This is a genomic window from Lysinibacillus sp. 10T31 (assembly GCF_056394365.1).
Window position 1 is genome coordinate 21,551 of the sequence record NZ_JBFTHS010000055.1, and the last position, 6,017, is coordinate 27,567.

At 32.5% G+C, this 6,017-nt stretch carries 4 protein-coding genes and 1 pseudogene; 2 read left to right on the forward strand and 3 right to left on the reverse strand.

Annotation, left to right across the window (positions count from 1 at the left end; genetic code table 11):
- Positions 1-11: 11 nt before the first annotated feature.
- A pseudogene (locus AC1DCY_RS22960) lies at positions 12-713 on the forward strand (copper amine oxidase N-terminal domain-containing protein); the annotation flags it as partial.
- Between the two features lie 306 nt (positions 714-1,019).
- Here the strand turns inward: AC1DCY_RS22960 and AC1DCY_RS22965 are convergent.
- Entirely contained in the window at positions 1,020-1,226 is a 207-nt protein-coding gene (locus AC1DCY_RS22965; RefSeq protein ID WP_477353808.1) for a tyrosine-type recombinase/integrase, read from the reverse strand.
- A 28-nt stretch (positions 1,227-1,254) separates the two neighbouring features.
- Complete coding sequence (locus AC1DCY_RS22970; protein WP_477353810.1) at positions 1,255-1,608, reverse strand: site-specific integrase; 354 nt, start codon at positions 1,606-1,608, stop codon at positions 1,255-1,257.
- 326 nt (positions 1,609-1,934) lie between these two features.
- Between AC1DCY_RS22970 and AC1DCY_RS22975 the strand changes: the two genes are divergently transcribed.
- Positions 1,935-2,081 (forward strand): hypothetical protein, encoded by a 147-nt coding sequence (locus AC1DCY_RS22975; RefSeq protein ID WP_477353812.1) that lies wholly within the window; start codon positions 1,935-1,937, stop codon positions 2,079-2,081.
- Between the two features lie 822 nt (positions 2,082-2,903).
- On the opposite strand, the gene AC1DCY_RS22980 is transcribed toward AC1DCY_RS22975, so the two are convergent.
- The gene (locus AC1DCY_RS22980; protein WP_477353814.1) at positions 2,904-5,420 is read right to left on the reverse strand and encodes an Ig-like domain-containing domain; all 2,517 of its coding nucleotides are present in this window, start codon (positions 5,418-5,420) and stop codon (positions 2,904-2,906) included.
- Positions 5,421-6,017 lie beyond the last annotated feature (597 nt).

The following is a 6,017-nucleotide window of genomic DNA, read 5'->3' on the forward strand; positions in this document are numbered from 1 at the left end:
TTGACCAAGGTGCGGTATCTGTTAATGGACGAACTTTAGTACCCATGCGAACAATTTTCGAGGAATTAGAATCAACAGTTCAATGGACTGCAAAAACAAAGACGATTACAGCTAATCGAGGTACAAAAAAAATTACTTTAGTAGTTGGTAGCAAGACTGCAACTGTTAATGGACAAAAGATTACTTTAGACGTTGCTCCACAGATAATTAATGGTAGAACTCTCGTACCTCTTCGTTTTATTAGTGAAGCACTTGGTGCAAAGGTTGACTGGAATAGTCAAACAAAAACAGTTTATATTACTACATTTGAAGTTGCTGATAGATACTATTTTGTGAATCTACAAACTCTAAATTTAGATCTTATTTCGGAAGACCGTTATTATCAGGAAGACGATATATTTAATCCTTCCCGTGAAATTGTAAGTGATTTTATCTTTACTTCATACCTAGATAATACTCGAGAATTCTTTTCTCAGCATACCGTTCGAGTATCAAATGGCGGTACAGGACTTGCTAATGCGCATGATGCCTATATGGATTTAGAAGGAACTATTGCTAATGGTAAGGCTTCAGGTGAATATACTATTACACTATACGATATAAGTACCGGATCATATAAAAAGACATATACTGGTACTTTTAAAGATATAAAATATGATCGCAATATTAAAACTACAGTACAGGAAATGATCAATAAAAATCATGTGAAATGATATCCTTGAAGTCACTAATCTTTGCCTAGTTCCTCGTTGAAGGTGAGGTAGTTCCTTACGCTCTTATTATTTTTGAACTTCAAGATTTTCAGGAAACCGATGATTATTTAGCCCAAACGGTATTCAGATTGTAGTATCGACTTTACTTCTTAGTTAGTGCCTCTATTAGTTCTTACACGGACTGATAGGGGCTATTTTTTGGGTTTTCTATTCTATGGCCATTCTATCCTTTTCAAAATGATAGATAATTAATTTTAGGATTCTTACAAATTTATTCGTAAATAAAGGATCTTTTTTTCATATGTTCTAGATATAAATACTCTTGGAACATTCCACTGAAAAATGTATTTGTCTATATTTATTCACTTTTCCTAGTATTTCAGCTGTTCTGCGATCAAAATTAACATTTTCAATACATAGTTTCGCGACTTCTGCCCTCCTACACCCTGAAGAAAATAGAAAAAGAACTATCGCTCGGTCACGAAGAGGTAATTTTTCTGCGGCCAATTTCACCTGAGCATATTCTTGTTCATTTAAATAGTTAGGTATCTTGAGGTATTTTAAGTCTCCATCTTGTTTTCATTACCATGTTTTCTAAATACTCTTCCTCAAGACAAAATTGAAAAAAAGAAGAAAGAGTAGATAAAAAGAGATTTAATGTTTTTGTATTTTTGCCAGCTGAAAACTTATTCAACCATGTAAGTACATCCTCTGATGTTAACTCGTCCAAAGAAACTAAACACTCCGAAAAGAATCTCTTTAGTATCCATCGATATTTTGTAATAGTGGCTTCTGCTTTATTAGTCAACTTTAAACTCAATAAATATTCATTTATAACTTTTCTTGTTAATATCGGGATATCTTTTCGAGTGCTTTCCCAGTATTTCTGTATCACTTTTAGTCTTTTAACTCCTTTCAGGTTAATAAATTAGTATAGTTATTTACCAAATTTATATTTTTTAAACCTATAAATTAAAATGGAATTGTTATATAAAAGGAAAAGTTTAAATGTCACTCGAAATATAATCTATAGGGATATCTATATTTATGCTTAAAAATATAAAACAAAGTTTAAAAAGCTTCTTTTTAGAAAAGACAACTTATAACATTACAAAACTGAGCTATTGATGGAACAATTATTAAAGCATTCTCATGTGATAATATAAAAATAGGTCTAATCTTTATAAGGTGAGGTGCTCTACGATAGTAAAAGATAAAAATGTGGAAAACGTTGAAGACGAACAAGTAGTTGAATTTGTCGATGAAATAGATGAGGAGATTACGTCTGTTATTTATCGATTATACGATAAGAATCTAAGAGATTTAGTAAACGCTAAAGTTTTTTCTTCCTTTACCCTTGTTGGATAATTGAACAAAATGTCTTTGATGTAATAAAGAATTCGAGATCCTTCCCCTTTTATGCTGCTATCAGATTATTTCACCATTAGTAGCTGAATAACCAGTAATAGTACCTTTATCCGTTTTACCTAGTTGAAATATCTCCAACTGTAGTAGCATCAAGTGATAGAGCTCCAGATGAAGTAACTTTCAAGGGCAGATTCGTCTAAAGTCATCCCCCTTCCATCATAAGGTAGGTCATAAAGTTCATTAAAACCACAAATTAGACATGTATTTCCTACAAAACTTCCTCAATGATATATTTTCAAATAAGCCCTAACTCCGCAATGGGAACTAAAAGCTTTATAAATTGAATAGAATTCGAATATATAAGTGAAAAAGAAGTTCAAATAGAAAAAGCCCCTCAAACGATTTCTCGATTGAGGGGCTACTTTCTTTCATACATTCCAACATCACATTAATAGTGTTGAAAGTATGGGCCTCTTCTAACTATTATTTAATAGTGATAGAAGATGAGTCAGTTGTTGCTTCAACTGTTTGAGAAAGGATACCTGTAGCTGATTTCACATTGATTTGGAATGTTACTTTGCCTGCTTTATCTCCATCATCAACTAAATGAGTAGCTACATAAGTGTATGTGCCATTAGCATTTTTAGTTTCATTTAATTCTACGTTACTACCATTAAGTTTAAAGCTAGATTCGTCTGTCTAACCGTAGATACCCAACGAATATTATTGAATCATAAAAAAAGAAAAGTACTGCAGAGATTACATCTCCACAGTACTTTTAGTCTTTTTCAATATCATAGGGGGTGCCAAGCACTTCCCTAATTATTTTGCAGCAACTGTAAGGTTAATTGTTACAGTTTTTTCTTTACCATTTTTAGCAACTTTAAATACTACATCACCTGTAACATCTGCTGCAGGTTTTGCTGGTTGAGCAACAATACCATCAACGATTGCAGTATTTGATGAACTTACAAGTGTAACATCAAAGCCTGTAGTAACTAAAGCTTTAGCTTTATCAAGTACTTTTGCGCCATCTACTAAAGTTGGATTTAGAAGTTCTTTAGTAATTTTAGCTGCTTCAGCGTCTACAAAACCTTGCTCTTTTTTATCTAAAGTAGTAACGCTTGCAGCTGGTACTAATTTTTGTTGAGCAGCTGTTAAAGCGTTATAAGCTGTTCTAGCAGCATCAACATCAGCAATTGTACTTGCATCAGTAAGATCAGCAATTTTTTTAACTACAGCATCAACTGGAGCTTTATCCACTGTACCTAATTCTACAGTTCGTTTTTCAATGTCAGCAATCGCATTTGCCTTTGCTGCCATGTCTTTAACGTAACGAACTTCTTTTGCAGAAGAAACTGTAGCAGAAACTACTGGTTTTGCTAAAGTTAAGATAATAGATGTATTATCTTTATCATCAGATTTTACGCCTTCTACAGCAACTGTAGCTTCATCATCTAAATTATCAAGTACTACGAAATCATTTTTTGCAGCAGCAGGATCTGTAACTTGTACTGCTTCGTTGAAAGTAATTTTAATTTGAGTGTCTGAACCTTCAACTTTTGTAATTTCTTTAACAGTCGCTTTGATTTTGTCAGTGATTACTTTTGAATCAGTTGCGATTTTTTTACCTAATACATCAACAGTTGATGGATCTTTAACTTCTAATTTAAGAGTTTCACCATTCACATGTTCTTTTAAATCAGTTTTTAATGTGAAAGTTACTGTTTTACCATCAGAAGAGATTTCATTATGTGCAATATCATAACCTTCAATTTTGAAATCACCTTGATTTAATGTTTGAATCGCGTTATTGAATTCTACTTCAACTTTATCTTTAGCAGTGGCTTTAACAGTATTGATCGTAGTAGCGCCTTGTTCTCCTAAATCGTGAGTTTTAGTGTATCCTTCTAAGTGATTTCCAGCTAAATCTTTAACTAGAGATACTTTTACTTTATAACCGTCTTTATAGTTTGTAATAGATTCATTTAATGTAAGAATAACACCTTTTGCATCTTGAGTTACATCGAATCCTGTAATTTTTAATTTATTACCTTTTGAATCAGTTATCTCATATTTATCAGCCTCAACGATTGAACCGTCTCCACTTGTAGCCATTACTTCATTAAATGAAACAAAAATTTGGTTTTTATTTAAAAGATTAGCACTTTCAAATTTCGGAGGCGTTACATCTTTAACTGATAAAGTTGTAGTGTATGGAAGCATTACATTTTTCATTGTAGTGTTATCAGCTACACCAGTTATAGTTAATGTATAATCAGCGTTATCTTTGATATTACCTAATAAAGTAAGTGTTACTTCTTTATCTTTTGATACATCAACAGTTGTTGAAATTGGTTGTACTTTACCATCTTTATCTTTAATCACATAGTTAGCAGCTTTCTTAGCTGTAGTCTCTGTATCTAGTGATTTAGTAAATTTAATAACAACTTGCTTGTTATTATCTTTATTAATACCTGCACTAATTACTTCTGGACGAGTTAGATCGACTACAGGAGTTACTTGAACTTTTGTATCTTTATCAATAACGTTACCAGAGTAGTCTTTTACATTAGTAACATATAAATCTGTTGTGTAAACAAGTTTATTGTCACCATTAAATGTGAATTCATAAGTATCATCAGTAAGTTGTTTTACAGATGCAGCTTGTTTTTTAGCTCCACCTTGCATCCAGTAGATGTTAGAAGCAAATACTTGCTCTACAGGCTCAGAGAATTTAAGAACTACTTTCTCAAATGAAGCACTTACAACTGAAGTTACAGTTGGAGCAGTTTTATCTTCAACAACGTTGAATTTAGTATCAGCTTGAACTGTTTTGAAGTTGTTGTAATCTTGAGTACCTTCAGCAGTTAGAGTGTGTTCTCCATCTGTTAAAGCAGAAGATAATTTAATGATTACAGTGTTTAAGTTCGTTGAGATATTACCTACAACTACTTTACCATCAATTTTGAATTGTGAAGTTGTAGCTGATTTTACTGGTTCGCTGAAGTGTACGCGAATAGTTTTGTTACCTAAAGCTTCAACTTTAGCAACAGTTGGCACTGTGTTGTCAAGAGGCTTGAATTTTAAATCTTTAGCATTGATAACTTTATCGCCAGCTTTAATGTTGTTTACAGCTAATTTATATTCAGCTTGGTTTTCAAGATTTGTAACAACATTTAAAGTTACAGAGCGACCATCTTCTGCAACGATTACTGAATCAACTGCAGGAGAGTTAGTACCTGTAAGAGTATAGTTACCTTTTTCACCAGCTGTAGCAGGATCAACTTTACCGTCAAATTCTACTACTACTTGTTTAAGGTTAGTTGCAGTTTCCATTCCTATACATTAAAATAAAGAAAACGCCAACCCCTTTAATACCAAGGGTTTTAGACGTTTCATAAACAAGGACTTAGTATAGTTAGATTGTATTTTGCGAACATCTGTTAATACATAAATTCAATTCACGACTGTTTCCCCACATTTTTCCTTAATCGATGTATATGGACAAGAACTTTTAGACACTGCCACAAACCCGCCTTCTTAACATGAGGATTTTAAAGCATTTTGATTCTTTGAACAAGAACTTTTAGACATTTTATTATGAACAGAAGAAAAGACATAAAGTTTAAATAGCTCTGTGTAAATGGTCACTAAAGGCAAATTAATATTTACGTTTTGTATTAAGAAATTAGTTTTTTTCTTTTTCAAATTATGCTCCGATTTCAGTACCTAATGTTGGCTTAGAATTTTTAAAGATTGATTATTCTAATTCTCCTTATTCCACTAAAGCACCCGTTCGTATTATAAGGTCAACCGGAGTAATCTGGTTGACTATTTTTTATTCAATTTATAGATTGATAGTAGCCGGGGTCGAACGGAAGCACCCGTGGGATTATATCCCGACAACTAAACTGTTCGCCCTCTACTTGTTAA

What these genes read in the sequence shown, in the direction of transcription:
- AC1DCY_RS22980 (WP_477353814.1), bottom strand. Translation starts at nt 5,420, where the DNA reads ATGGAAACTGCAACTAACCTTAAACAAGTAGTAGTAGAATTTGACGGT.